Source organism: Labrys okinawensis, assembly GCF_047345005.1.
Taxonomy (GTDB): Bacteria; Pseudomonadota; Alphaproteobacteria; order Rhizobiales; family Labraceae; genus Labrys; species Labrys okinawensis.
The window spans coordinates 5529471-5553907 of sequence record NZ_CP178864.1; the positions used below are offsets into that span (position 1 = coordinate 5529471).

The 24437-nt window shown below is 63.4% G+C and carries 25 protein-coding genes, 1 tRNA gene and 1 other RNA gene; 10 read left to right on the forward strand and 17 right to left on the reverse strand.

Features of this window, described 5'->3' with window-relative positions; all coding sequences use genetic code 11:
- The 9 genes from ACMDCR_RS25820 to ACMDCR_RS25860 form a co-directional block, all read right to left on the reverse strand.
- Entirely contained in the window at positions 1-2076 is a 2076-nt protein-coding gene (locus ACMDCR_RS25820) for a hypothetical protein (protein WP_413989359.1), read from the reverse strand.
- Positions 2077-2207: 131 nt separating this feature from the next.
- Positions 2208-2906 (reverse strand): hypothetical protein, encoded by a 699-nt coding sequence (locus ACMDCR_RS25825; protein WP_413989360.1) that lies wholly within the window; start codon positions 2904-2906, stop codon positions 2208-2210.
- A gap of 7 nt (positions 2907-2913) precedes the next feature.
- Positions 2914-3633 (reverse strand): hypothetical protein, encoded by a 720-nt coding sequence (locus ACMDCR_RS25830; protein WP_413989361.1) that lies wholly within the window; start codon positions 3631-3633, stop codon positions 2914-2916.
- 7 nt (positions 3634-3640) lie between these two features.
- Entirely contained in the window at positions 3641-5245 is a 1605-nt protein-coding gene (locus ACMDCR_RS25835; protein ID WP_413989362.1) for a hypothetical protein, read from the reverse strand.
- Positions 5242-5655, reverse strand: coding sequence for a hypothetical protein (locus tag ACMDCR_RS25840; RefSeq protein ID WP_413989363.1), 414 nt, complete (start codon positions 5653-5655; stop codon positions 5242-5244). Before ACMDCR_RS25840 ends, ACMDCR_RS25835 begins: the two co-directional genes overlap by 4 nt.
- 439 nt (positions 5656-6094) lie before the next feature.
- The gene (locus ACMDCR_RS25845) at positions 6095-7168 is read right to left on the reverse strand and encodes an AAA family ATPase (protein WP_413989364.1); all 1074 of its coding nucleotides are present in this window, start codon (positions 7166-7168) and stop codon (positions 6095-6097) included.
- Complete coding sequence (locus ACMDCR_RS25850) at positions 7165-8046, reverse strand: toprim domain-containing protein (RefSeq protein WP_413989365.1); 882 nt, start codon at positions 8044-8046, stop codon at positions 7165-7167. The genes ACMDCR_RS25845 and ACMDCR_RS25850 overlap by 4 nt, the downstream gene beginning before the upstream one ends.
- An 11-nt stretch (positions 8047-8057) precedes the next feature.
- A complete protein-coding gene (locus ACMDCR_RS25855; protein ID WP_413989366.1) occupies positions 8058-8438 on the reverse strand; it encodes a single-stranded DNA-binding protein in 381 nt (126 codons plus the stop codon).
- A gap of 16 nt (positions 8439-8454) precedes the next feature.
- Entirely contained in the window at positions 8455-8670 is a 216-nt protein-coding gene (locus ACMDCR_RS25860) for a DNA-binding protein (RefSeq protein ID WP_413989367.1), read from the reverse strand.
- A 118-nt stretch (positions 8671-8788) separates the two neighbouring features.
- On the opposite strand from ACMDCR_RS25860, the gene ACMDCR_RS25865 reads away from it, so the two are divergent.
- A complete protein-coding gene (locus tag ACMDCR_RS25865; RefSeq protein ID WP_413989368.1) occupies positions 8789-9388 on the forward strand; it encodes a hypothetical protein in 600 nt (199 codons plus the stop codon).
- Between the two features lie 164 nt (positions 9389-9552).
- On the opposite strand, the gene ACMDCR_RS25870 is transcribed toward ACMDCR_RS25865, so the two are convergent.
- The 7 genes from ACMDCR_RS25870 to tkt all read right to left on the reverse strand — a co-directional run bounded on the left by ACMDCR_RS25870 (position 9553) and on the right by tkt (position 17548).
- Positions 9553-9629, reverse strand: a tRNA-Met gene (locus tag ACMDCR_RS25870).
- A 112-nt stretch (positions 9630-9741) separates the two neighbouring features.
- Positions 9742-10530: an inositol monophosphatase family protein gene (locus ACMDCR_RS25875; protein ID WP_413989369.1), complete on the reverse strand. Its 789-nt coding sequence runs from the start codon at positions 10528-10530 to the stop codon at positions 9742-9744.
- Between the two features lie 200 nt (positions 10531-10730).
- Positions 10731-12137: a tetratricopeptide repeat protein gene (locus ACMDCR_RS25880; protein WP_413989370.1), complete on the reverse strand. Its 1407-nt coding sequence runs from the start codon at positions 12135-12137 to the stop codon at positions 10731-10733.
- Positions 12134-12781 carry a thiamine phosphate synthase gene (locus tag ACMDCR_RS25885; protein ID WP_413989371.1) on the reverse strand — a complete coding sequence of 216 codons (648 nt, stop codon included), beginning with the start codon at positions 12779-12781 and terminating at the stop codon, positions 12134-12136. Before ACMDCR_RS25885 ends, ACMDCR_RS25880 begins: the two co-directional genes overlap by 4 nt.
- A gap of 122 nt (positions 12782-12903) precedes the next feature.
- Complete coding sequence (locus ACMDCR_RS25890) at positions 12904-14094, reverse strand: phosphoglycerate kinase (RefSeq protein ID WP_413989372.1); 1191 nt, start codon at positions 14092-14094, stop codon at positions 12904-12906.
- Between the two features lie 308 nt (positions 14095-14402).
- Positions 14403-15413 (reverse strand): type I glyceraldehyde-3-phosphate dehydrogenase, encoded by a 1011-nt coding sequence (gene gap / locus ACMDCR_RS25895; RefSeq protein ID WP_413989373.1) that lies wholly within the window; start codon positions 15411-15413, stop codon positions 14403-14405.
- Positions 15414-15559: 146 nt separating this feature from the next.
- Positions 15560-17548 carry a transketolase gene (tkt, locus tag ACMDCR_RS25900; protein WP_413989374.1) on the reverse strand — a complete coding sequence of 663 codons (1989 nt, stop codon included), beginning with the start codon at positions 17546-17548 and terminating at the stop codon, positions 15560-15562.
- Between the two features lie 294 nt (positions 17549-17842).
- On the opposite strand from tkt, the gene ACMDCR_RS25905 reads away from it, so the two are divergent.
- From ACMDCR_RS25905 to ACMDCR_RS25940, 8 genes are all read left to right on the forward strand, one after another.
- Complete coding sequence (locus ACMDCR_RS25905; RefSeq protein ID WP_413989375.1) at positions 17843-18094, forward strand: DUF4164 family protein; 252 nt, start codon at positions 17843-17845, stop codon at positions 18092-18094.
- A 3-nt stretch (positions 18095-18097) separates the two neighbouring features.
- A complete protein-coding gene (locus ACMDCR_RS25910) occupies positions 18098-18463 on the forward strand; it encodes a cell division protein ZapA (RefSeq protein WP_413989376.1) in 366 nt (121 codons plus the stop codon).
- Between the two features lie 436 nt (positions 18464-18899).
- Positions 18900-19057, forward strand: a non-coding RNA gene (gene ssrS / locus ACMDCR_RS25915) — 6S RNA.
- Between the two features lie 21 nt (positions 19058-19078).
- Positions 19079-19657, forward strand: a complete 579-nt coding sequence (locus ACMDCR_RS25920; RefSeq protein WP_413989377.1) for a 5-formyltetrahydrofolate cyclo-ligase — start codon at positions 19079-19081, stop codon at positions 19655-19657.
- Position 19658: 1 nt separating this feature from the next.
- Positions 19659-20480, forward strand: a complete 822-nt coding sequence (locus ACMDCR_RS25925; protein WP_413989378.1) for a TIGR00282 family metallophosphoesterase — start codon at positions 19659-19661, stop codon at positions 20478-20480.
- Between the two features lie 205 nt (positions 20481-20685).
- Positions 20686-21591 carry a tyrosine-type recombinase/integrase gene (locus ACMDCR_RS25930; RefSeq protein WP_413989379.1) on the forward strand — a complete coding sequence of 302 codons (906 nt, stop codon included), beginning with the start codon at positions 20686-20688 and terminating at the stop codon, positions 21589-21591.
- Position 21592: 1 nt separating this feature from the next.
- Positions 21593-22783, forward strand: coding sequence for an IS91 family transposase (locus ACMDCR_RS25935; RefSeq protein WP_413989380.1), 1191 nt, complete (start codon positions 21593-21595; stop codon positions 22781-22783).
- A 430-nt stretch (positions 22784-23213) separates the two neighbouring features.
- A complete protein-coding gene (locus ACMDCR_RS25940; RefSeq protein ID WP_413989381.1) occupies positions 23214-23711 on the forward strand; it encodes an OsmC family protein in 498 nt (165 codons plus the stop codon).
- Between the two features lie 65 nt (positions 23712-23776).
- Here the strand turns inward: ACMDCR_RS25940 and ACMDCR_RS25945 are convergent, their stop codons facing one another.
- Positions 23777-24064, reverse strand: coding sequence for a helix-turn-helix transcriptional regulator (locus tag ACMDCR_RS25945; protein ID WP_413989382.1), 288 nt, complete (start codon positions 24062-24064; stop codon positions 23777-23779).
- A 42-nt stretch (positions 24065-24106) separates the two neighbouring features.
- On the opposite strand from ACMDCR_RS25945, the gene ACMDCR_RS25950 reads away from it, so the two are divergent.
- Positions 24107-24262 carry a hypothetical protein gene (locus tag ACMDCR_RS25950; RefSeq protein ID WP_413989383.1) on the forward strand — a complete coding sequence of 52 codons (156 nt, stop codon included), beginning with the start codon at positions 24107-24109 and terminating at the stop codon, positions 24260-24262.
- Positions 24263-24437 lie beyond the last annotated feature (175 nt).

Below are 24437 nucleotides of genomic sequence, written 5' to 3' on the forward strand. Positions count from 1 at the left end.
TTATGCCGGTCCATAATTCGCGGTGGCGGTCATGGTGGTGCGGCGAATCTGGTCACTCAGCGCCATGGCGATGCCCCGCGCGTCGCGCGCCATGGTGTGGATGGTGATCGGGCCGGTAACGTTGGTCTCGTTCGAGATCGAGCTCGTATTCAGGCCACCGGCGCCCACGCTGCCACCGCCTCTGGCCTTGGCGGCGGCGCCTGCACCGGACGGAAGGGCCCCGATTCCTCGATACCCGTAGATCCCGTGAGCGCTAGCGCCGTGCCAAGGCGACCAGCCGCCCTTCCTCGCCTGATCGAGCGCGAAGTCGACCTGCTGTTTCCAGGTATTTGGATTGCGAGCATTAAGCCCAGTGGTCCTGGTAAAGGTATCCCCAAGGCCACCGTTCATCATGCCGCGGGCAAGGCCGCCGTAATGCAATTGGAACGGGCCGAATGACGTTCCAAGATCGCCGCCATGATCAGGCTTCGTCGGGTCGTAACCACGCAAACCTTCGGATGCGGCAACACGTAGCGCGATGTCCGGGTCTATCCCGCGCTTGATGGCAGCCTGACGGATATAAGCGACGACTTCTGCATTGCTGCCGGTGAGACTTACAGCGCCACCAAGATTGGAGCCATAGCCGCCGCTGCCTGGATGACGCGGGCGACCTCCGCCGCCGCTACCCATGTTGTTGCCATCGGGGGTGTAGCCGAGGTCGGCGCTACCACCGAAGAACATGTCGTTGATGTCGTTGCCCCAACGCACCAGGGCGACGGGGACCGGGTTGCCGTGATCGACAGACCTGCCCTGCACCTGGAGATCGCCGCCGAGCGCGTGGTTGGGCGTGATACTGCCGCCAGCGCTGCCGAGTTGAAGGAGCTCAGGTCCGCGCTCGCCGACGAGATAGCGCTTTCCAGCACCTACGGAACCGCCAGATGCCTTGTGCCCATCGACCGGCCCAGGCCCGATCACACCGGGGACATTGCGCACCCCGTTTTCATCGACCCCATCACCCTTGGTTTGGGCGAAATGTGAAATGACGTTCTCGCCGGGTTTCAAACCGAGCGGGTTTTGGGCCTTCTGCATGAACTTGTCGAAGGCATCACTGTACGAACTGATGGTCACGATGCCGTCGGCTATCGTCTTGATGGCGCTGGCCGTCGCATTCGCCGCACTGGCGAAGTCGCCCATGCCCTTTGTGACCGCCTGCCAGTTGATGCGCTGCAGAGCGTCTGCAACAGAGGTCAGGATCTCGTCGACCTTCGAATTGATCAGGTCGCGGTTCTTGTCGACCCATTCTGCCATGGCCTTCAGAACCGGCGTAAGCGCCTTGTCGAGGATCGGCAGCACTGTGTTGCCCAGCGACGTCGCAGTCTGGACGAGCGCTTCCCATGCCGCATAGAGGTCCCGCGATGCCTGAATCTGGGCTTGTGTCGGGGCGAGCTTCTCGAGCGACTTGACGTAGGTATCGAGCGCCGAGCCGCCCTGCAGCATCAAGGCGATCGTACCCTGATCGATGCCGATGGCCTTCAGATAGTAGGCGGCCTTCGACGGGTCGGTCTGCGCGAGGACATTGGCGGCCTTGGCCAGGTCCTGCATGAATTTCACAGGGCCGTGCTCGGTGTCGATCGGCCGGTTCGCCGCCGCCATCAACTGGTAGAAAGCCAGCGGCAAGGTCTGGCCCTGCGTATGAAGGGCGTTCAGCGCGTCAGAGATCTTCTGGAATGAGCCGGCCGTCGCATCCGCGCTGCCGCCCACGCGCTCCGCCGCCTTGCCCCAGGCATCGATCGTCTGCGGCGAGGCGCCCAGCGTGTTGGCGAAATTGCCAAGCTGGGTATTTGCCGAAACCAAATCGGCAATGAAACCCTTGAGCGAGTTGGCACCGGTGATCGCAGCATACAAAATCAAGATTTCGGTCGCGATTTTCGAGATGCCGGCCGCAACGCTCTTGGCGCTGTCCTCCATCTCCTTGCCTGCCTTGGTGAAGGCAGATTTGGTCTTCGCAATATTCGTCTCGGCCTCTTTGCGGCCCTTTTCTAAAGGCTTGGTGTCCCAGCCGAGTTCGAGGATGAAGGAATCGAGCAGCGTGGCCATAGGGTGTCATTTCAATCGCAGTTAGAGGGGTTGCCGGGCGCCCGGCCAAGTACTCCGTCGCCCGGCTGCGCATCGTTACTGCCGCCACCAATGCGCTGGGCGGCTTGCGGCTTCCAGTCCCCGCAAGAAGCTCAAATCTCCGGCAAAGGCGCGTTGGCATCGATCAGCAGCGCTCGAAACGCGGCGTTCCAGGCCGCCCGCATCTCGTCGAAGGCCTTGCTGCCGCGGCTATGCTCTTCCTCCCCGAGCACCGCCTCCGCGGCGCGCTGCAGAGCCTTCGATTCAACGGTGGGCGGCCAAGTTGGAAATCCGGCATCGCGAACGACCGTGCATGCGGCCCGGATGCGCAGCCAGTGAAGCCGGGCTTCCTCCGCTTTCTGAATGAGATCCGCCGCCAAGGGCGCCATGACAGCACCGGCGGCGTTGCCGATCTCCTCACGTGCGCGGCTTGCCTCTGCCTCCGATTCCTCATGCTGACCGCGTACCGTGTTGAGGGCCGCCTGCGCTGCCTCGAGCGCGTCCTCGGCTTCCGCCTCTGCTAGTCTGGCGCGCCTCAAGACTTCGCCGGAACCCTTCTGGCGCCCTTCGATCACCGCAGCGAGGGTCTCGCTCGCCAGCCCCTTCCTAGCCGTCTCTACAGCGGCCTTGGCGCTCCCGAGTGCACTCTCGGCATCGCTCACCATGCGCTCAGCGCGCTCCACGGCCGCGCGGCGCAGTTCGAGCGTCCCGCGCTGGCCGGATGCCCGTTCGATCGCCTCCGCAAGCCGACGGCGCGGCTCGCTCAAGGTATTCCTGTCATCGTTGGCCACCAGGCCGATGATCTTCGCCATGGCGCCCTCACTTCATCGCGTCAGGAAACATTTCGGCAAACGATGCACGGGCCTTGGCGCTCGGCGCCTTGTGACGGTCGGCAGGGCTGCCGGTTGACACACCGAAGCCAAAGCCGGTGCTGACTGCCGGCGCGCCCGGATGCATGTCTGCGAAGCGCTTGCGCACAGCGCCGTCCTGCGCACCCTTCATCGGGTCCATGGTCCCACCGGGGCGAGGCCGGCCAGGGAACGGCTCCGGCTCGTCGCCGGCCATGTCGGGGTCGTCGTCCTCTGCCTCTTCTGCCTTTGCGGATTTGCGCTGCATGAAGTCGATGAACGCCTTCTTGTTCGTCTCGAAGTCTTCCGGCGCCAACGCGCCGATCGTGCGTACGACCCGATGCAACGGGCTCAGCTCGCTCTCATCGGAATCGGGGTCCTCGTCCGTGGCAAGGCGGCGCCGGCCAACATAATCGTGACGGCCGCCCTTTTTCAGGTCGTCCAGTGTCGGCGAACGATCGAACGAGCGCTTCACGGTGGGTGCGCCCGTCAACAGCGACGCATCCAGGCCCAGGGCCCGCACCGCTGCCTCTGGCGTCTTGTACTTTTTCACCAGCGCATCCCGCAGAGCGCCGTCCGCGGCGTACTCTTTGGGGTGGCTGATGTGCTCATCGGCCCACAGATGCCAATTCGCCAATTCGTAATCCGATAAGGCCCGAGTGGGGTGACCTTCGCTAAGTTGCAGTTTCATGGTTTCCTCATTTTCCAAATTTGTCAGAATACGATCCGACGAAATTGCTGAAGACTTGCTGTGTCGGCGGTGAATGCGGGTTGGAGTGGTCCGACAGGCTGCCCTGAAAGCTCATCGGCATCCGCGGCATCCGCCGATCGATCGACATCGGGCGCCCGTAGCGCGGGTCTGGCGCCATACGCCGCATGTTCTGAATCAGTTCGTCGGAGATGATCATCGGGGTCTTGGAAGATGCAGCCCAGATCGCACCACCGGCCGCGTTGATCACGTCGTCGTGGCCGTTCCCGGTCTCAGGGTGATTCACCTGATCCTTGCCGCCGGGCCCGACGCGACGCTCAAGACTGCTCAACTGGTCGACAAGCCGAGCATTGTCCAACAACTCGACCCGCCTGGAGTTCAAGACCGGCAATATCGTCTTGTAGATGTCAGACCGCGATATCTCGCAGCGCTCGTACGTGACGCCGTGCTTCCGAAATGCCGAAACCGGCCACTCGCCGCCGTAGCTGTCGCCGATGACCTTCCCGATACGGTAGATCTTCAGCACCTCACTGAATTCCTCAACGACGGCATCAGGGCTGAAAGGTGGTCGTACTTCCCTCACAAGATCCAAGACGATCATCTCGCCTTGCCGGTGGGCTATTCCAAGCGTCATGCTGTCTGAGCGCCCTCCAGAAGGGTCGCAGAACGCATGGAAAACCTTCCCAGGGATATAGGGCAGCTCTCGGCGCCCTTGCATTACCAGGCTTTCAACGAGCTCGCGGTCGATAAAGCTTTCGATGTCGGTGCGGAATTGGCCGCCATATTCAGCACTCGCTCGGGCGGTGTCCTTCTCATAGGCGCGCTCGACGACCTTACGGCTCAAGCTAGGGTTCAGGTCCAAGCTGGCGGCTTGCGCAACGAGGATAAGCTCGTCGCCGTCGGGACCGTAATGGCGTTTGTATGTTTGGTACGCTTCGCCTTTTCGTGCATGCGGCGATGAGATGCAGGCCAGCATGCCGCCCGTCGTGGCCAAGCTCGGCCGGGCTGCGCCAAGGATTTCCGTGTCGGGATTGGCGACACCCTCGCCACTGCGCCAAAAGCAGATCTCGTCAGCCACGATCAGCACGCTCGTCGAGCTGCGAATCGTCCTGAAGCTCGCTGCCGCGATGGTGATCTCGATCTGATTGCGAAGGGTGATGCTGTCGGCAGTGACGCTCTGGACGAGGTCTTGCCATTCGGGCACGGTCCTCAGCGTGCCTTCCACATACTCCATGATCTTCTTGGCCTGCCCCTTGCTGGCGCTCAGCACTTGGATGGCGCCCCACTCGCCCGGCGCCAATACATGCTGGTGGCGCACGATCACGGCGAAGAAGACGACCAACGCTGCAATCGCGCGGCTCTTGCCCGACCTCCGACCGGCGATTACCCAAAATTCTTCTATAATGCGCCCAGGCTCGCGCTCGCGCTTGGTGAGCCTTTCGAAGATGCGGCGCTCCTTGCGGCTCAGCTTCTCGCCAAGGGCCCCAATCAAAAGGACATGCCAGGCGGCCCAGCTCGCGCCTTTCAAGGTCGCGCCGAGCAGGTCCTCCCGCTCCAATGCCTCGCGCATGCTGTAGTCGGCTACGAGGCTCACCGGGCAGCCCTCGCGCGTGCAGCCTTCTCAGCCTCTACCTTGGCTGCCCAACGCTGGCCTGGGGCAGGCTCCTTCGTGCGCCGCTTGATGCCCAGGCGCTGCAGGAGGCGAGCACTGACGTTGCTGACGCGGGTCAGCTGTTCGAAATCGATATCGTCACCTCGGATGATACTGTGCTGCATCTTCTCGCTAGCAACCACACTCGCCGCGGCTTGCCGGATCAATGCGCGCTCGGCCTGAGACAGCGCCGCCTCGCCGCCGAGATCCTCCGTGAAGGCCAAAATGAGATCCACGAAGCGACGAGCGGTTGCTGAGCGCTTGTCAATATCACGGGGCAGCAACGATCCATTGGAGATGGCGGAACGGGTGCGCGGCGGCCTTGCGATGATCTGGGGACGGGTGGCTGTCATGGCTCACATGAATGCGGACAATGTGCGCGACATGCAAGCAACACGGCAATGTATCTATTTGTAATCGTTCGGATTAATTGTCGACAAGCGGATATATAGTCTGCTTGTTCGTAACCACCTCACGCGAACGTGAACGGAGGTAATTTGCCGGCGGCTCCAGCGCGGAAAATCAAGCAATTTCGCACACTTATTTTGCCGCCTCCATGAAGGAACAGGGCCACCTTATCACCAGTCGTTCACACCCTGCGTTCACACCCCTCCCTTTCAGGGAGGAGGGGTGGTGTGAACTGTGAACGCATTGGGGTTTTGTTCACACCTCTGTTCACATGTGAACGCCTTTGATTTCAGGCACTTGCAGCGTTCCCGTTCACGCCTGTCGTTCACTGTGAACGGTGTGAACGAAATCGGCCCTTTGTTCACACCAGGTGTGAACGCTATTTCAGGCTCCTGGGACTGCTGTTTTCCCCTTGGGGGTGATGCTCCATTTGCCAAGCGTGACCTCGACGAGCTTCTCCTTGGCCATCGCCTGGAGCTTACGGTTGACGTTGGATTTCGTTCTGCCAATCGCAGCGCCCCATGTCGTTTGCGTGCCCGTGGGCTCTTCGAGCATGGCCTTCAGCAGCGCGACCTTGATATTGATTTCGGCGTCGTGGCGCTCCTCTGCGAACTCCTCGGCGCTCGGGCGCAGCGTCGGCAATTGCACTTGGCGACCTTTGGCGTCGATCACCTCTGGGCTGCCCGTGATTTCAAACCGGAAATAGATCGGCTTGAATTCGAGGCCGCGGAGCTTGCCTTGCCAATGCAGGGTGACGAGGCCTGTATCGGCTTGCTTGGCTAAGCAGAGGTTTCCGTCGACCTCATTGAGGATGGCACCGCCGCCATATGGAACGAGATTTTCCTCGCTGGCATTCTTCACCGGGTGTGCAGCGACCAGGACGGACGGCAGGCCAGAGATTCGGGTAAGCGGCCGGATCCTTCGCATGAATTCGCCTCCCTGCACATTGTCGTTGATGTTGTCGCCGTCGAACCATGCCGCCAGCGTATCGACAAGGATGAGGCTGAAGGGGCGCTGCATTGCCATCGCGTCCAGCTTGGCGAGAACCTCCTCAGGCTTCAGACGAGCGTCCAGAATGACGAGGTCATCTGCCAGCTCGGCAAGATCGATATTCAACAGGTAGGCGGCGATCTTGAACCTCATTCTGGCATCGTCAGGATTCTCGAAGGCAAGATAGGCGACGCGTCCGCGCGACACCTCGACACCCAGGATATCTTGCCGCCCGGTGGCAATTGCTAAGGCAGCAACGATCTGGAAGGCCGTCTTGCCTGCGCCGGTCCGAGCCGTAATGGTGTACAGGGATGCCGACCGCACGATCGGTTCAATCGCATAGGAGAGCGGCTGGTATTCCGCACAAAAGGCCGCCGCCGACTTAAAGCCGGGCGACGTCGCAAGCGGCTGATAGCGCTCGGCGATGACAAGGCCTTCAGCGCCGGCCGGAACCGCAATTTTCCTCATTGGCGACCACCAAGGATGGCGTCGTTGAGGTCGTTCAATCCCACATGCGCAGTGCGGACGAGAATGACTTCTCTGCCTGCGGCGCTCCAGGATGAAGCACACTGCTTGGCAGCTCGTTCTCCCGCCGGGTCCCGGTCTATGAGGATGCTCAAACCTTCGATCCCCGCGAGAACCGGAAAGCTTGCTATCGCGCCGGAAGTGCTCGCAGCCCATGCGGGTCGAAAGCCAAGCTGGCGAGCGGCCTGGACGGTCTCGATGCCCTCGCCGATGACGAGGCCGTGAGTAATGCTTTGGTCCGGATCCAGCTTGATCACACAACCAGCGACCGGCCCAAGCATGGCGCGGTCCATCTTCCGGCCTTCCGACGAGAAAACGGTGCGGTGGATGGCCTTCGGCTGGTCGGTGATGATATCGCGATAGAGCGCGATCATCGCAGGATGGCGTGCGCCCTTGAAGGGACATGAGGGATGAAACCGGATTACGGCCGCACCGGCCTCCGGAAGCTCCAGACCGCGGTTGGCGAGATAGGTCTCTACGAGGGTCTTCCCAGGCTCGACCGCCTCTTTCCAGATTCCAATCGCCAACTCTGAACGATCAGTGTCATCACTGGCGCCATCAACCAAACGGCTGCGTGGAGGTAGGGCAAGATCGCGGCGGTGTGACATTTCAAGGCCGAGGCGCTCCATCGCATAGCGCTTGCACGCGATCGGGTCGTCGCCGGCGTGGCTAAACACCACGAAGCCATCTGGCGCACCCGGATTGATCCGAATTGACAGGGAGCGATCCCGCGCGCTGTGGCCTGGACCTGGTGCAAGGATCTGATTGCGCCCGACGGCGTCGCCACCGAGAGCACGAGCGATCGAAAGAGGCGAAAGCATCCCGCGGCACCTCAGAACGGAATGTCATCATTGGGATCGTCGACACGGGAGGCACCCGGGCCTGCATTGGAAGTCGGCGACGAATTCTGAGTCTGCTTCCGTTTCTGACGCCGCGCGGCAAGGACACAGTCGACCAAGATAGATAAGGCGATGCGGGTCTCTGTGCCTTTTTCGTAAGTCTCGACTTTCAGCGCTCCGCTCACCGAGACTGCTTCGCCGTCGGTAAGTGTTGCAAGATCATCAGCCGCATCGCCGAACGCGATGAGAGACCACCAGGCTGTACCGTCCCCCTGCCCTTCCCGCACCTTGGCGGTGACATAGGACTTGCCGGCCTGCGACGTCTTGCGTTCCGGCATGCGGAATAGTTTGCCTGAGACCATTGCAATTGCCATTTCAGCCTCCCCTCGCTTACCGCTCCTCAGACGCGGATTCGGGAAGCTTTCCGGCTGCAATGTTCGAAAAGAAGGTCTTCAGACCGGTCCGCGATGCACACCACGCTCGGCCGACTTTCTGCGCGGGGATCATGCGCTTTTCCAACATATAGAACGCCCGCCGGCGATCGAGGCCGAGTTCGGCAGCGATTGCGTCAGCGCCCCAAATCAAATCTTCCTTCACCGAGGTCATAAGCCTCTCCCATAGAATCTAAGTCCGAACTTAGGATTATATCGGATGGGAATGAACCGCAAGTGCGGACTTGAGATTTATATGCGAAAGCTCTACTGTTCCGTAATCAGACGAGATAATGGGGATCGATGTGTACAGCTATAAGCAGGTCGAGGCAGCGCTCGCGAAAGTGCAAGGTGCCCCGGAGCGATCGATCGGTGTCATTCGAGGGCGCATAAAAAGGCTGCAGACCCTCGGTCTATCGCCAAGCAACCCCGGAAAAGGGAAGCGTCTTACCTATCAATTTAAGGACATCGCCCTCTGGGCATTGGCCCTGGAAATGGCACAACTCGGCTTAGATCCGACCTACATCGCCAAGTCCGCAAAATTCGCAGGAGAGAAGGTCGGTGCTGTTTTGTTCGAGGGACGCTCGTACGAAGGGGAGCCTGCCGATTTCATTTACAGCTTCGCGCCAAATCACATGAGCGCGGATGCCGTCGACGAAGCCTTCCGAAAAGGGATGCCAGAGCTTCTCACCGACACGGCGAGTCTATGGCTGAAAAGCGCCGGAGCAACAACGGCTGCCATTCAAGCTGCCTTTGAGAAGATCGACGACAAGGCGAAACAGTCAGAACGAGCTAAAGACGCTTGGCTCCCCCCTGTCCGCTCGTATTGCTCAATAAACGTTTCGAAGTTGAGGCGAGACTTATTGGTGGCGCTCGATTCGGTTTCAAAATGAGCCCTTCCACGCATTTCGTGTCGCAGCCGTGTCGCGCGGACCTGCCGACAATCTCAAAAAATCGTTTGAAATCAACGGTAATAGCTTGCAACACGTGCAACATGAAAAAGCCCCGGAGATTTTCTCAGCCGAGGCCTAACATATTGATCTTGAAGAAGAAAAATTGGTAGCGAGGAGTGGACTCGAACCACCGACACGCGGATTATGATTCCGCTGCTCTAACCAGCTGAGCTACCCCGCCACAGGGCCCGGATGAACCGGAACGGCGCGGGTTATGAAACGCCGGGCCGGAACTGTCAAGCGTTTGGGGGCGGAAATCTTTTCCCGGCCCCGCTTTGTGGACAACCGCTCCGTCAGGCCTTGGCGAGAGCGCCGAGCAGGCCCTTGTGGATGGCCTCGTTGCCGGCAACGATATCGCCGGTCTCAAGCATGGTGTCGCCGCCCCGGATGTCGGAGACGAAGCCGCCGGCTTCCCGCACGAGCACGATGCCGGCCGCAAGGTCCCAGGATTTCAGCCAGCGCGAGGCGAGGCCATCCAGGCGGCCGGAGGCGACATAGGCGAGTTCCATGGCAATCGAGCCGAGATTGCGCGCGCCCGCGACATGGCCGAGCACGGCGCCGAGATCGGCGATATTGGCGCCCTGGTGGCCATGGCCGAGATGCATCAGCCCCATGCCCACCAGTGAGTCCTCCATCAGGCGGCGGCCGGACACGCGCATGCGGCGGTCGTTGTGGAAGGCGCCCTTGCCGCGCTCCGCGACGAACAGGTCCTCGGTGGCGGGATTGTAGACGACGCCGGCCACCAGCACGCCCTCGCGCTCCAGCGCCACCGAGGTGGCGAAGAAGGGCATGCCATGCAGGAAATTGGTGGTGCCGTCGAGCGGATCGATATGCCAGCGATGCGTCTTGTCGGCCCCTTCGACGACGCCTGCTTCCTCCATCACGAAGCCATAGCCGGGGCGCGCCTTCTCCAGTTCCTGATGCAGGGTGCGCTCGGCTTTCTTGTCGGCAATTGAGACGAAGTCGCCGGGTCCCTTGGTGGAAACCTGCAAGTTCTCGAGCTCGCCGAAATCGCGCTTGAGACCCTTGCCGGCCTTGAGCACGGCAGCAACCATCACATTCATCAAGGGTGAACGCAGCATCACGGAACTTTCAAATAACGGGCGCGCGACAGGACACGCGGGAGGGTATGAGTTGGAGGAGGCCTGTCTAGTGGAAAACGGCGCAGGATTGAACGGGAAAGTGAGGGCGGCGGTGAAAAAGGCTGGGCTCGCGGAGAGGGGGTGGGGAGGAGGCCGCCCCTTTACGGCAGGGATTCCATTTGCCGGGACGCCGGCCTCCCTCACAGGCCGTGATAACGGGCGCCTTCCATGGCTGCTGCCTGCACCTCGGGGGTCTGGCGGGCCATGAATTCGTCGAGCTGCTTGTCTTGCAGTCCAGCCGCCTTGGCGAGGATGTTCCACATGCAGGCCAGGATCGGATTGGGCGCCAGGCCGACACCCGCCGCATACATGCGCGCCAGGCGGTTGCGGGCGATCGGGTTGCCGCGATCGGCGGCGCGCTCGAACCAGTCGCCGGCGAGCTCCTGGTCCTCCTGCACGCCGTCGCCATTGAAAAGGGCAATGCCATATTCCACCATGCCATCGAGATTGCCGGCATTGGCGGCGGCCTGGAAGAAGTCCGCCGCCTTCTTGGGATCAGCCGGCGTCCCCCTGCCTTCCTTGGTCAGGATGCCGAGGGAATAGAGCGCCTCGCCATTGTTGGCGATAGCCGCCTCGCTGAAGCGCTTGTAGGCGGTGGCATAGTCCGGCGGCCCGTTGGTAGGCTTGAGCGCGATAATGCCGAGATTGTACGAGGCCTCCGGCACCATCATCCCCGCAGCGCGGTTGAGCAGCAGCATGCCGCCCGCCTCGTCCTTCGGCACGCCGTTGCCCAGGAGCTTGATCATGCCATAGGCGAAGATGGCGTTGCGGTCGCCGCGCTCGGCGGCTTCCGAATACCATTGCGCCGCCTTGAGCTTATCCTGCGGCACGCCGAGACCGCCGGCATAGAGCTGGGCGAGCAGGGTCATCGCCGCCGGGTCCTGCGCGGCGGTCACACGCTTGGTCGCCTCGTCGAAGGCCTTGAAGTAGAAACCACGCTGGAAAGCGCCGTAGGCCAGATCCGGCGGCGGGCTGCCCGCGACCGGCTCGAGATCCTCGCCATCCGGGTCGGACACAGCCGACCTGAGCAGGGTCTCCCGCGGGTTGGCATCATCAGGCGATGGGACGACGTTCGTTGGGAGTGTCCCGGCCCTGGGCAGCATGTCAAGCGGCGTCGGCCCATCGGCGGGCGAGGCGGCGTCCGCGGGCTGCGTCGTCGTGGCCGGGTTGGCAGTATCAGTTGGCTTGGAATCATCGGCAGGGTTTGAGCTGTCGGCAGCCGGCGCCTGAGCGGGGGTGGCCGCGTCCGCGGGCTTGGGTGCGTCCGCGGGCTTGGGTGCGTCCGCGGGTGCTGGAACATCAGCGGGCTTGGCTGCGTCAGCGGGCTTGGAGCTGTCGGCGGCCGGCGCCGCTACTGGCGTGGCCGCGCCAGCAGGCTTGGGAGCATCCGCGAGTGCTGGAGCATCTGCCGGCTTGACCGTATCGGCGGGCTTGGCCTGATCCACCGGTGGCGATGGCGTCTGTTGCGCGAACGCGGCCCCGGTCGGTCCGAGGAGGGCAGCCGGCAGTGCCAGCGCAAGGACAGCAGCAGCAACGCGCCCCTTCATGCGTGGTCCCTTTGTTTCAGCACTCGATCGGCCAATGCGACGGCCTCGGCCGGGCCTTTGTCGTGATCCCAGACGGCATTGCCCAGGGCGATGAAATCGGCGCCGGCATCGGCGAGCACCGGTACGGCGGCGAGATCAGGCGCGAAGGCGACGCAGGGCACCTCGAACAGCTCGGCCCACCAGTTCGTGCGCTCCACCACGCCCTCGAGCGGCGGCAGGCGGCCGTCGCGATTGGGTTCGCCAAACATCACATAGTCGACGCCCGACTCGGCGATCGTCATGGCGTCGTCCTTGGAGCGGATGCCGCCCGCCCCGACAATGCGTTCGGGTTTGAAGCCCTCGAGCGCGTCGGTGAGGCCCTTGCGCCCGTCGCTGAGATGCACGCCATCGGCGCCGGCGCGCGCCACCACGGCCGGCCAGCCGCTGACCAGCAGGGCGGCGCCGGCGCCCTGCACTGTCGGCGCGATCTCCTTGATCAGCTTCTTAGCGCTCTGGTCGTCGCCGGCCACGGGGGTGAACAGCACGCAGGCGACCTCCCCTGCCCCCAGCGCCGCCTTGAGCACGGGCAGAAACCCCGCCACGTCGGCGATGGCAGGAGTGACCAGGTAGATCTGAACGGGCGGGCGGGGCGGACTATCTGCCATGCTGTTTCCTAGAAACGCTGCGTCCTCTTCGCATCATTGCCGCTTCCTTGGCGACAGCCGGCATTGAATCGGCATGCCAGGCAGGGTCAGCGGTCTTTCCGGCAAAGATGCGGCAAGCGGGCTCAGGTGCGCAGGATCTCGACACCCGGGAGCGGCTTGCCTTCCATCCATTCCAGGAAAGCGCCGCCGGCCGTCGAGACATAGGAGAATTGCTCGGCGACCTTGGCATGGTTGAGTGCCGCCACCGTATCGCCGCCGCCGGCAACGGAGAGCAGCTTGCCCACCCTGGTGCGCTTGGCGACATGCTTGGCGGCTTCCACGGTGCCGTGATCGAAAGGATGGAGTTCGAAGGCGCCGAGCGGGCCGTTCCACACCAGCGTCTCCGCCTCGTCGATGGCGCCCTTGATGCGCTCGATCGACTGGGGGCCGGCATCGAGGATCATGCCGTCATGCGGGATCGATTCCAGGCCATAGGCATGGCTCGGCGTATCGGCGGCGAAGTGATAGGCAACCACGGCGTCGACGGGCAGGATGATGGCGCAATTGGCCTTCTCCGCCTTCTCCAGGATGGAGCGGGCGGTATCGGCGAGGTCGCGCTCGGCCAGCGATTTGCCGATGCCGACGCCCTGGGCATAGAGGAAGGTATTGGCCATGCCACCGCCGATGATCAGGGCATCGACCTTGGCGACGAGATTGCCGAGGAGCTCGAGCTTGGTCGAGACCTTGGCGCCGCCCACCACGGCAACGACCGGGCGCCTGGGCTGCTCGAGCGCGCGAGAGAGCGCCTCGATCTCCGCCTGCATGGTTCGGCCGGCATAGGCCGGCAGGAGATGGCCGAGGCCTTCGGTCGAGGCATGGGCGCGATGAGCGGCCGAGAAGGCATCGTTCACCCAGATATCGCCATTGGCGGCCAGCGCCTTGACGAAGTCCGGATCGTTCTTCTCCTCGCCCTTGTGAAAGCGGGTGTTCTCCAGGCAGAGGATGTCGCCGGGCTGCATCGCGGCCACCGCGCTCGCAGCCACCTCGCCGATGCAGTCATCGGCGAAGGCGACGGGGCGCTTGGCAATCTCGGCGAGCTTGGCCGCCACCGGCTTCAGGCTCTCTTTCGGGTCGACGCCCTTGGGACGGCCGAAATGCGCCAGCAGGATCACCTTGGCCTTGGCGCGAGAGAGCTCGAGGATGGTGGGGATCACGCGCTCGATGCGGGTGGCGTCGGTGACGGCACCATTCTCCATCGGGACATTGAGATCGACGCGCACCAGAACGCGCTTGTTCTCGACGTCGAGGTCATCAAGGGTGCGAAAAGCGCTCATGCCTGTCCTTGTCCATCCATTTTTCGGCGCACTGCCTGAACAGCGCCACTTCACCAATCAAACGGGGGAGCAATAGACCAAGCGCGGTCGCTGTTCCAGCGCGGAAGGTGAATTTGGTTGGCGGATTTTTGAGAAGGACCGAAGGAGAAAGACGAGAAGCCAGCAGGCTCTGGCCGCGCGGCCGTTGCTGTTCGGGCTAAAGCCAGGTTCAAGGTGAGGGAACAGGCCAACGGCATGGCCTCCCGCCAGACGAAAACAGCGCCCCGGTTTCCCGAGGCGCTGCTCCAAACTCAGATCGAGCGCAGCGCTCAGATCAGGCTGGCGAAATGCACCGCCGTGTCGGCCATGCGGTTCGAGAAGCCCCATTCATTGTCGTACCAGCTCAACACGCGCACGAACTTCTCGTCGATGACCTTGGTCTGGTCGAGCGCGAAGATCGAGGAGTACGGGTTGTGGTTGAAGTCGCGGCTGACCAGCGGCTCGTCCGTATAGGCCAGCACGCCCTTCAGCGAGCCACGCTTGGTGGCCTTGATGATGGCTTCGTTGACCTTCTCGACACTGGTGCGCTTGCGGGTGTTGATCTTGAGATCGACCACCGAAACGTTGGGCGTCGGCACGCGGATCGAGGTGCCGTCGAGCTTGCCCTTGAGTTCGGGCAGCACAAGGCCGACGGCCTTGGCGGCGCCGGTCGAGGTCGGGATCATCGACAGGGATGCCGCGCGGGCGCGGTAGAGGTCCTTGTGCATCTGATCGAGCGAGGGCTGGTCGTTGGTGTAGGAATGGATCGTGGTCATGAAGCCACGCTCGATGCCGAAGGCCTCATGCAGCACCTTGGCGACCGGCGCCAGGCAGTTGGTGGTGCAGGAGGCGTTCGAGATCACCATGTGGTCCTTGGTGAGCTGATCGTGGTTGACGCCGTAGACCACCGTGAGATCGGCACCATCCGCGGGGGCGGAGACCATGACGCGCTTGGCGCCGGCGGCCAGGTGGGCGGCGGCCTTGTCGCGGGCGGTGAAGATGCCCGTGCATTCCATGGCGATGTCGACGCCCAGGTCCTTGTGGGGAAGGTGGGAAGGATCCTTGATCGCGGTGACCTTGATCTTCTGGCCCTGGACGATGATCGAATCGCCCTCGATCTTCACTTCGGCCGGGAACTTGCCGTGGATGGAGTCATAGCGCAGCAGATGGGCATTGGTTTCCACCGGTCCGAGATCGTTGATCGCGACGATCTCGATATCCTTGCGCTTGCCTTCGACCACGGCGCGCAGGATGTTGCGGCCGATGCGGCCGAAGCCGTTGATGGCGACACGAACTGTCATCCGACTTTTCCTTTTTTCTCTACCTTCGAAATTGGCGTCACGGCATTTCCCGGCAGCTTGAATACCCGTTCTCGCGTGGGAAATGCATCAGGCAAAAAGAGAAGCACTTTCCAGATCCGTATGACCGGGAAGTACCTGAGCTCGCGTCAGCCGTTGTGACGGCGCAAGGCGGTCTCGGCCACGGCCTCGGCGGTGATGCCGAAATGGCTGTACAGATCCTTGATCGGGCCGGAGGCGCCGAAGCCGGTCATGCCGACGAAGCCGCCACTGGGTCCGATCACCGCATCCCAGCCGAAGCGCACCGCGGCTTCCACCGCAACCTTCACCGGCGCATCGCCGATGATGCTGGCCTTCACCTCGTCGGGCTGGGCCAGGAGCAGTTCGAGCGAGGGCACCGAAACCACGCGGGTGGGCACGCCGCGCTGGTTGAGGATGGCGCGGGCGTTCATGGCGATCTCGACTTCCGAGCCCGAGGCGAACAGCGTCACCGCGGCCGTGCCGCCGCCGGTGCCGGCCAGCTCATAGGCGCCCTGGGCGCAGAGGTTCGCCGCAGTCGCATCGCGCAGCAGCGGCAGGTTCTGGCGGGTCAGCGCCAGGATGGTCGGGCCGTTGGTGCGCTCCAGCGCGAGCTGCCAGCACTCGGCCGTCTCGATGGCGTCGCAGGGACGGAACACACGCATGTTCGGGATGGCGCGGCAGGCGGCCAGATGCTCGACCGGCTGGTGGGTCGGGCCGTCTTCGCCGAGGCCGATCGAGTCATGCGTCATCACATAGACCGGCGAGGTGCCCATCAGCGCCGCGAGGCGGATGGCGGGGCGGGCATAATCGGTGAAGATGAAGAAGGTGCCGCCGGCCGGCACGAAGCCGCCATGCAGATAGATGCCGTTCATCGCCGCGGCCATGCCGTGCTCGCGAATACCCCAATGGATATAGCGGCCCTTGAAATCCTTCGGCGTGATCTCGACCAGGCCCTTGGCCTTGGTGTTGTTGGAGGGCGTCAGGTCGGCCGAGCCGAGCACGAGTTCGGGCATCACCTCGACGATCACGTTGAGCGCGGCCTCGGAGGATTTGCGCGTGGCCATGGCGGTCGGGGTGGCGGCCAGCGCCTTCTTGTGGGCGAGGATAGCCTTGCCGAGCTTGGCCGGGCGCTCATGGCCCATGCGGCGCTTGAACTCGGCCTGCTTGCGTTCGGACAGGGCGGCGAAGCGCTCTTCCCATTCCTTGCGGGCGGCGACGCCCCTGGAACCGGCTTCGCGCCAGGCCTTGAGGATGTCGGCGGGCACCTCGAAGGGAGCGCCGGTGATGCCGAGATTTTCCTTGGTGAGCTTGGCCTCTTCCGGACCCAGCGGCTCGCCATGGGCCTTGGAGGTCCCGGCGCGATGCGGGGAGCCGAAGCCGATGGTGGTCTTGCAGGCGATCAAAGTGGGCTTGTTGGACTTCTGCGCGGCCTCGATTGCGGCTGCGATGGCGTCCTGGTCATGGCCGTCGACGTTCACGGCACGCCAGCCGGCGGCCTGGAAGCGCTTGACCTGGTCGACCGAGTCCGAAAGCGTCAGCGGGCCGTCGATGGAGATGCCGTTGTGATCCCACATCACGATCATCTTGTTGAGCTTGTAGTGGCCGGCCAGCGCGATGGCCTCCTGGCTCACGCCCTCCATCAGGTCGCCATCGGAAGCGATGACGTAAGTATAGTGGTCGACCACCTTCTTGCCGAACTGGGCGGCCAGCATCTTCTCGGCGAAGGCGAAACCGACGGCGGTGGAAATGCCCTGGCCGAGCGGGCCGGTGGTGGTCTCGACGCCGACGGTGTGGAAATTCTCAGGATGGCCGGGGGTCTTGTGGCCGAGCTGGCGGAAATGCTTCAGTTCCTCGACCGTCATGCCGGGGACGCCGGTCAAATAAAGCAGCGAATACAACAGCATCGAGCCATGGCCGGCCGACAGGATGAAACGATCGCGGTCCGCCCAATGGGGCTCGGCGGCATCGAATTTCATGAAGCGCGTGAACAGAACAGTGGCGACGTCGGCCATGCCGAGGGGCATGCCGGGATGGCCCGACTTTGCCGCCTCTACGCCGTCGATCGCCAAGCCACGGATGGCGTTCGCCAAGCGGTTCTGCATTTCGCTGAGTGCCATGGAATGCTTCCTGATGAAATCCGCCGGAAATTGGCGAAAAGGGCGTCGGGTTCTTAGCACCTCATCCCCGACTGTCAATGATTGCCAGGTTTTTGCACGAAATTCGTCGGAAGCCATGCCGTCAATGCGATGGAATGGTGCTATTGTGAGAATCAGGGGAGCGCGCCCGGCCTTGGCTGCCGGGTCGATCCGCGTTAGCTTTATACTTTGGAGCCAAAGTCAGCCTTTTGATGATTCGAACCCGGGCTGTCATAGCGAAAAAGAGTGAGTACGCCCTTGTCTGTGGATACTGCCTTGCACCGCCTCAATACTGCTTTAGCCCAGCTTGAAGAAGTAGCCGAGCATCGTGCAGAACTTGATCGTACTATCGCCGGGCACCGTATCGAAGTGCAGGCCCTCTCGGAAGATCGCAGCCGTCTCGCCATGGAGCTTGACGCGAGCTACGCTCGTTTCTCCACCCTGGAAACGGCCAATCGCGATGTGTCGCGTCGGCTGGACCAGGCGATGGACTCCATTCGTCACGTGCTTGAGCCGCAGGACCGCTAAGTTATGGCCCATGTATCCGTCACAATCGCGGGACGCGCCTATCGAATGGCTTGCGACGAAGGGCAGGAAGAGCATTTGCTGGGCCTCGGCCGGCAGCTCGATGCCAAGATCGATGCCCTGCGCTCTTCCTTCGGCGAAATCGGCGACATGCGCCTTGCCGTGATGGCCGGCATCATGGTCGCCGACGAACTCGCCGAGATGCAGCGCCGCGCCGCCGCCCTCCAGCAAGACCTCGAGGATCTGCGCCAGACCCGCGACGGCGCCCTGCAGCGCGAGCAGCAGACCCAGATGCGCGTCACCCAGGCCCTCCAGGACGCCGCCCAGCGGGTGGAGAAGCTGGTCGACACCCTGTCGAAGACGGGCGTGTGACTTCCTGGGACCGCTGGCTTTCAGCCGGCTCTTGGAAACGCCAACGCTTCGGACCGAGATTGGCCGTTGACGACGCTAGAGCACGGTGGCTTTAGATCCGATCGCCGATGAGGCCGGAGAGGCTGTCATCCCCGGCGAGCATGTCACAAGCTCTTGCTTGTGACTGCGAGGAAAGGGGATCCAGGGGCCGAGGTCTCTGCCCTGTCGGCCCCTGGATCCCCTTCCCCTCGTTCTCTCTCGCTGCGCTCGCGAGCAACTCAGCCGGGGATGACAGCCAAAGCAATCGAACTTGATGCCACCGTGCTCCAATGGCGATGTCGCTGCTGGATCCCGAACATCATCGTTTCCAAGAGCCGGCTAAAAGCCAGCGGTCCCAGGCAGGATTCTTCTCGTTTCCCACTAGCGCAACCCCCTCCCCGTCCTTATTATCTCGACTGCGGTGCTGCCTGGTTCGTCAGGACAACTGTATCCCCGGGGCCATACGACTCCCAAGGGAGCTGTCACTGTCCTTGCCCCTGGGCTTGGGCATTACGGCGCCCACCTACATTAGTAGGCGCCCGGGATCGAACCGTCCAACGGCCGAGGTGGCCCGCTCCTTCCTTTTTCGTGCGTCTGATGACTTCCAGCGATCACAAGACCCATCTGCGCCAGAAGGCGATGGCGGCGCGAGCAGAGATCCGCGGCCATCAGCGCCAGGCAGCGACGGCGAGAGCCGCGCATCACGCCTTGAGCCGCCTGAAATACACCAGCGGCGTCGTCGGTCTTTACGAGGCCTTTCGGGACGAGATCCATCCCGGCGAAATAGCCGAGCGCCTGCACCATGCCGGCCGCAGGCTGGCTTTGCCGACGACACCGAAATATGGCCAGCCCCTCACCTTCCGCGCCTGGGCCCCCGGCGATCCGCTGGTGGTAGGGCGCCACAACATTCCCGAGCCCTCGCCCGAGGCGGAGGAAGTGCATCCGCAGGTGCTGCTGGTGCCGCCCGTCGCCTTCGACCGGCGCGGCTATCGCATCGGTTATGGCGCGGGTTTCTATGACCGCACCATTCCCCAGTTGCGGGCCCTGCATCCCGTCTTCACGCTCGGCTATGCCTTCGCCTGCCAGGAGGTCGAGTATCTGCCGGCCGAGCACCATGACGTGCCGCTCGACGCCATCGCCACCGAAAATGAAATCATAACCGTGTCGGGGCGTTGAAATGCGTATCCTGTTCCTCGGTGATATCGTCGGACGCACCGGCCGCAACGCCGTGATCGAGCGCCTGCCCGGCCTGCGCGAAGACTGGAAACTCGACGCCGTCATCATCAATGGCGAGAACGCCGCCGGCGGCTTCGGCCTCACGGAAGCGATCTTCGACGATGTGATCAATGCCGGCGCCGATGTGGTGACGCTCGGCAACCATTCCTTCGACCAGCGCGAAGCCCTGGTCTTCATCGAGCGGGCACCCCGCCTGATCCGCCCCGCCAACTATCCCAGGGGCACGCCGGGACGCGGCGCCACCCTGGTCGAAACCAGGGCCGGCGCGCGCCTGCTCGTCATCCAGGTGATGGGCCGTATCTATATGGACGCGCTGGACGATCCCTTCGCAGCCTTGGAACGCGAGCTTGCCGCCTGCCCGCTGGGCCTCGGCGCCGATGCCGTCGTCGTCGATGTCCACGCCGAGGCGACCAGCGAGAAGCAGGCGCTCGGCCATTTCGCCGACGGCCGCGCCAGCCTCGTCGTCGGCACGCACACGCATGTGCCGACCGCCGACCACCAGATCCTCGCCCACGGCACCGCCTACATGTCCGATGCCGGCATGTGCGGCGACTATGACAGCGTGCTTGGCATGGACAAGGAAGAGCCGATCCGCCGCTTCATCCAGAAAACGCCGGGCAACCGGTTTGAGCCGGCGGCGGGCGAGGCGACGCTATCGGGCATCGCGGTGGAGACGGACGACCGGACGGGGCTCGCGGTGAGGATCGCGCCGGTGCGGATTGGCGGAAGGCTGTCGCAGGATGGGCCGGCGTTTTGGGGGTAGCGGGGGCGGAGCATTGGGAATGGATGCTTACGGGTGTTAGACGCCGCGCACGCTCCACAGGGCACTGACGGCGGCTTTGCGCCCCATGCACGAACCCGCTCCGCGGGAGTGCCGCCTCCTTCTGAGATGGCGGGCTCGTCATTGGCCTTGAGCGGGTAGAGGCCGCGATCTGACCATGGAGTTCCTTCAACGAGAGGAACTCGCCATGGCTACCTTGTCGACCAATGCATCGATCACGCCGCTGCGCCAGCGCATGCAGCAAGACATGCTCATGCGGGGCCTGGGCTCCCATACCCAGCAGGACTACGTTCGTCACGTCCAGCGCTTCGCAGTCTTCCTCCGACGCTCTCCCGATACTGCGACGCCCGATGACATCCGCCGCTTCCAGCTGTACCAGCATGAGAACGGCGTCGGCCCTGCGACGATCAACGGTGCAGTCTCGGCACTGCGGTTCCTGTTCCTGGCGACGCTGAAGCGGCGGGATCTGGCGCGTGCGCTGGTAATCATCCGGCATCCTCGCAAGCTGCCCGAGGTGCTGAGCGTCGAGGAAACGGCGCGGCTGCTCGAAGCGGCACCGGGCATCAAGTACAAGGCCGCGCTCGGTGTCGCCTACGGCGCGGGCCTGCGCGTGTCCGAGGTTGCACACCTCAAGGTCGACGATGTCGACTCGACACGCATGCTGCTCCGTGTCGAGCAGGGCAAGGGCCGCAAGGATCGCAACGCGATGCTGTCGCCTCAGCTTCTTGAACTGTTGCGGCTGTGGTGGCGTGAGGGCAAGCGGCGCGGGGTCATGCTCCCGCATGGCTGGCTTTTCCCGGGGCGGGGCTGCACGTCGCCGATCTCGTCGCGGCAACTGCACCGCGCGGTCCAGGAAGCGGCCGAAGTCGCCGGCATCCGCAAGCGCGTCAGTCCGCACACGCTGCGGCACAGCTTCGCCACGCACTTGCTCGAACAGGACGTCGACATCCGCGTCATCCAGGTACTGCTCGGGCACAGCAAGCTCGAGACCACCGCGCTCTACACCAAGGTCTCGACCCGGACGATCCATGCGGTCGCCGGGCCGCTCGACCGGCTGATGTCGTTGATGGAAGGCAAGACGCCGCCCGGCTGACGTGCGCACCTGTGTGGAGGTCGCCGACATCTTCCGTACTGGCGGGCCCGCCTACAAGGCCGTCCATGCAGGGCACCTCAGCCTGCAGCAGCTCAAGGTGATGTCGGCGGTCGAGCACTGCCGCACCGCCGCCCTCGGCGGTCACGTCGAGGCTTGCGAGGACTGCGGCCAGTGGCGGATCGCCTACAACTCCTGCCGCAACCGGCACTGTCCGAAGTGTCAGGGCGCGGCGGCGCGGACCTGGCTTGCCGAGCGCGAGACCGACCTGCTGCCGGTCGGATATTTCCACGTCGTGTTCACGCTGCCGGCCGACGTCGCCGACATCGCCTTCCACAACAAGGCACTCGTCTACGACCTGCTGTTCAAGGCGGCATCGGAGACGATGCTGACGATCGCGGCCGATCCCAGGCACCTCGGCGCGCGCATTGGCATCACCGCAGTGCTCCACACCTGGGGCTCGGCGATGACCCACCATCCGCACGTGCACATGATCGTGCCCGGCGGCGGCATCGCGCCGGACGGAAGCCGATGGATATCGTCGCGACCGGCCTTCCTGCTGCCGGTGAGGGTTCTCGGCAAGTTGTTCCGCCGGCTGTTCCTCACCCGGCTGGTCGCGCTCCACGAGGCTGGTCGGCTCGCCTTCTTTGGGTCGCAGGCGCACCTCACCGAGCGGCGGGCATTCCTGCGCCATCTTGCTCCCGTCCGGAAGACACGTTGGGTGGTTTACGCCAAAGCGCCCTTCGCCGGGCCGGAGGCGGTGCTCGCCTATCTGTCGCGCTACACCCACCGGGTCGCGATCTCGAACGGGCGCCTCATCCAGTTCGATGAGAGCGGCGTCACCTTCCGCTACAAGGACTATCGCCGCGACGGCGCCGACCGGCAGCAGGTCATGACGCTCGCAACCGACGAGTTCATCCGCCGGTTCCTGCTCCACATCCTGCCGCGTGGCTTCCACCGTATCCGCCACTACGGCTTGCTCGCAGGCGGCTGCAAGGCCGGCCTCGCGCTCGCCCGCGAATTGCTAAGCGTGGCGTCGCCGCCCGATGACAATATGCCGAAAGAACCGGCTGACGTCCGCCCGCCATGCTCATACTGCGGCGGACGCATGATCGTCATCGAGGTGTTCGAACGGTGGAGGCAGCCGCGCGGACCGCCCCACCATTCCCCTTCGACCGGGAGCCGCACGCCATGACCCGGCATGGCATGGTCCAGCCTTCAGCCTCAGGCACTCAGCCCTCGGCGACGAGCCCACGCGCGTCCACGGTGATCCTCGATGCCGAAGGGGCCGCGTCTGGCCGCGCGACGGGCCGACAACATCACGTGGAGACGCAACGAAGCGGTCTGTCCGCGTCTATCGCGGCGCTTCCCCGCAGCGGTCGCGCCATCGCCGACATCAGTCGCAAATCGAAATCCCCATAGCCATCGACTGTGGCCCGCGGGTTCCTGCATGAGAGGCTTTCGTACGCCTCACGGCACCCGAAACCCTTCACCATCTCGGACCTTCGCAATGTCCGCTGCTCGGTTAGACGAGCCCGGGAGTTGCGGACGCGAACCGACCTGGCTCTATATATGCCGCGCGGTGCATGAGACACTGAACCTTAAGAATGCGAGGGAGGCGATCTATGGATGCCGAAACGCTGCGCTCTCTTCAGGCGCCGATCAAGCAGCGCTACCGCGAGACACCCGATGCGGCACTGGTTCCGGCGAGGGCGGAGGCGCGGATGGGCATCGATGATGTGGCATGTGTCGTGCCGACCTGGCATGGTGAGACGAAGGCCGGTCTCCATCCGGCGGCCGGCGGCGATGGTACGCTCGCCTGCTCCGCCGACATGCTGCTGGAGGCTGTTGCAGCGTGTGCTGGCGTAACCTTTCGCGCTGTCGCCACCGCATCGGGGGTAAAAATCCGCAGCGGTCGGGTGATCGCCGAAGGTAAGTGGGACGCGCGCGGTACCCTGGGTGTTGACCGCAGCGTTCCCGTCGGGCTCACAGAGATCAAGTTGCGATTCGAGGTAGATTGCGACGCCGATCCGGCAAAGCTGGCGCGAATGATTGAGACCACCGAGCGCTATTGTGTCATCCTACAGACACTGGGCAATCCGCCGCGCATCCGCGTGGAGTAAGTCGGCTTCACCGGCTACACTGAGCCCGCTCGTCGGAGAGCGCTGCCATTGGCGTTGAGAGCAGGTCAATTGGCGTCAGTACGGCCGCCCTCATCCGCGACCTGAGACCGCCACTGCTTGACCAGATCCCGCCGACGGCTCGGATAGCGGTCGGTCTGAAGCTCAGCACGCTCGATCCGCTCCGTGCGGAAGGTCCGAAAATCCTGCCGCATCTCGCACCATCCGGCGACGAAACGCGCGGCCTCGATAAACCCGAGCGAGATCGGCCAGATGACACGCTCCGTCGAAACCCCCTTTTGATCACGATAGGCCAGGCGAACCTTGCGCTGCTCGCGCATGGCCTGGCGCAGCATTCCCAGATCCACGGATTGTAGCTGTGGGGGCCGGCGACCGACATGAAAGACATTGTCATGAAGTTCATGCCGCAGATCAGGGGGAAGCACCGCATCGATCTTGGCGAGCGCGTTGGACGCCGCGAACGCGAGACCATCGTCTGTTTGTCGGCTAACCCATTGAGCGCCGAGTGCGAGAGCGTGAATTTCCTCCTGTGAAAACATAACCGGTGGCAGCAGGAAGCCGGGCCTCAAGACATAGCCGACGCCTGGCTCCGGGCGGCACTCAGCGCCTGTCCAGTTGTCTCAATCATCACTTTTCCTTTCGTGAGGGGCGATGAATTGACACTATCGCAGCACAGGGACAGTTTTTGTCACCATGATGGTGCGAGGA

Coding starts and splice junctions, on each gene's coding strand:
- gap (WP_413989373.1), bottom strand. CDS start 15,413: ATGACAGTTCGTGTCGCCATCAACGGCTTCGGCCGCATCGGCCGCAAC.
- ACMDCR_RS25865 (WP_413989368.1), top strand. CDS start 8,789: ATGGGGATCGATGTGTACAGCTATAAGCAGGTCGAGGCAGCGCTCGCG.
- ACMDCR_RS25860 (WP_413989367.1), bottom strand. CDS start 8,670: ATGACCTCGGTGAAGGAAGATTTGATTTGGGGCGCTGACGCAATCGCT.
- ACMDCR_RS25885 (WP_413989371.1), bottom strand. CDS start 12,781: ATGGCAGATAGTCCGCCCCGCCCGCCCGTTCAGATCTACCTGGTCACT.
- ACMDCR_RS25930 (WP_413989379.1), top strand. CDS start 20,686: ATGGCTACCTTGTCGACCAATGCATCGATCACGCCGCTGCGCCAGCGC.
- tkt (WP_413989374.1), bottom strand. CDS start 17,548: ATGGCACTCAGCGAAATGCAGAACCGCTTGGCGAACGCCATCCGTGGC.
- ACMDCR_RS25890 (WP_413989372.1), bottom strand. CDS start 14,094: ATGAGCGCTTTTCGCACCCTTGATGACCTCGACGTCGAGAACAAGCGC.
- ACMDCR_RS25925 (WP_413989378.1), top strand. CDS start 19,659: ATGCGTATCCTGTTCCTCGGTGATATCGTCGGACGCACCGGCCGCAAC.
- ACMDCR_RS25830 (WP_413989361.1), bottom strand. CDS start 3,633: ATGAAACTGCAACTTAGCGAAGGTCACCCCACTCGGGCCTTATCGGAT.
- ACMDCR_RS25940 (WP_413989381.1), top strand. CDS start 23,214: ATGGATGCCGAAACGCTGCGCTCTCTTCAGGCGCCGATCAAGCAGCGC.
- ACMDCR_RS25840 (WP_413989363.1), bottom strand. CDS start 5,655: ATGACAGCCACCCGTCCCCAGATCATCGCAAGGCCGCCGCGCACCCGT.
- ACMDCR_RS25880 (WP_413989370.1), bottom strand. CDS start 12,137: ATGAAGGGGCGCGTTGCTGCTGCTGTCCTTGCGCTGGCACTGCCGGCT.
- ACMDCR_RS25845 (WP_413989364.1), bottom strand. CDS start 7,168: ATGAGGAAAATTGCGGTTCCGGCCGGCGCTGAAGGCCTTGTCATCGCC.
- ACMDCR_RS25825 (WP_413989360.1), bottom strand. CDS start 2,906: ATGGCGAAGATCATCGGCCTGGTGGCCAACGATGACAGGAATACCTTG.
- ACMDCR_RS25875 (WP_413989369.1), bottom strand. CDS start 10,530: ATGCTGCGTTCACCCTTGATGAATGTGATGGTTGCTGCCGTGCTCAAG.
- ACMDCR_RS25820 (WP_413989359.1), bottom strand. CDS start 2,076: ATGGCCACGCTGCTCGATTCCTTCATCCTCGAACTCGGCTGGGACACC.
- ACMDCR_RS25850 (WP_413989365.1), bottom strand. CDS start 8,046: ATGCTTTCGCCTCTTTCGATCGCTCGTGCTCTCGGTGGCGACGCCGTC.
- ACMDCR_RS25920 (WP_413989377.1), top strand. CDS start 19,079: ATGACTTCCAGCGATCACAAGACCCATCTGCGCCAGAAGGCGATGGCG.
- ACMDCR_RS25945 (WP_413989382.1), bottom strand. CDS start 24,064: ATGCTGCGCCAGGCCATGCGCGAGCAGCGCAAGGTTCGCCTGGCCTAT.
- ACMDCR_RS25910 (WP_413989376.1), top strand. CDS start 18,098: ATGGCCCATGTATCCGTCACAATCGCGGGACGCGCCTATCGAATGGCT.
- ACMDCR_RS25950 (WP_413989383.1), top strand. CDS start 24,107: ATGAAAGACATTGTCATGAAGTTCATGCCGCAGATCAGGGGGAAGCAC.
- ACMDCR_RS25855 (WP_413989366.1), bottom strand. CDS start 8,438: ATGGCAATTGCAATGGTCTCAGGCAAACTATTCCGCATGCCGGAACGC.